Raw genomic sequence first — 1,018 nt, forward strand, 5'->3', positions numbered from 1 at the left:
CGGCATTAGCTCGCGCTCTAGTTTGTGACCCTGATGTATTACTACTTGACGAACCAACCAACCATTTGGACGTCACAACCATCGAATGGCTAGAGAACTTCCTGAAAGATTTCAAAGGTTCAATTATCTTCATTTCCCACGACCGCGCATTCATTAAATCTATGGCGACACGTATTGTCGACTTAGACCGCGGGCAACTTTCCTCTTTCCCTGGTGATTACGACAATTACTTGCTTGAGAAAGAAGAGATGCTTCGTGTTGAAGATATGCAAAACGCTGAGTTCGACAAGAAACTGGCTCAAGAAGAAGTGTGGATTCGCCAAGGTATTAAAGCGCGTCGTACTCGTAATGAAGGACGCGTACGAGCACTTAAGAAACTTCGTGAAGAGCGTCGCGACCGCAGAGAAGTGCAGGGGAAAGTTAATCTCAATATCGATGATGCGTCACGCTCAGGCAAAATCGTCTTTGAAGCAGAGAATGTGTCTTTTGCTTACGACGGTAAGCAAATTGTTGATAACTTCAGCTTCAACATCATGCGCGGCGATCGTATTGCCCTTATTGGTCCAAATGGTTGTGGTAAAAGTACCGTACTGAAGTTATTGCTTGGGCAACTAGAAGCTCAATCGGGTCGCTTACATTGTGGTACCAAGCTTGAAGTCGCTTACTTCGATCAATACCGTGAGATCCTCGATCCTGAGAAAACTGTTATCGACAACTTAGCGGACGGTAAGCAGGAAGTAATGGTAGGTGGTCGTCAGCGTCACGCTTTAAGCTATCTTCAAGATTTTCTGTTTGCACCAAAGCGCGCTCGCACGCCAGTTAAAGCCTTATCTGGCGGAGAAAAAAACCGATTGTTGCTCGCTCGTATCTTACTGAAACCTAATAACTTACTTATTCTTGATGAGCCAACCAACGATTTGGATATAGAAACGTTGGAACTTTTAGAAGAAATGCTTGCCAATTATCAGGGTACGTTGCTGTTAGTAAGTCACGACCGTGAGTTTGTTGATAATACAGT

Annotated in this window: 1 protein-coding gene; it reads left to right on the forward strand. The window is 44.5% G+C overall.

Annotated elements, in window-relative coordinates:
• The coding region (locus R7Z50_RS24935) for an ATP-binding cassette domain-containing protein (RefSeq protein WP_318149409.1) at nt 1-1,018 on the forward strand (1,018 nt) is incomplete at both ends.

It is taken from the genome of Vibrio sp. 1249-1, assembly GCF_033340495.1.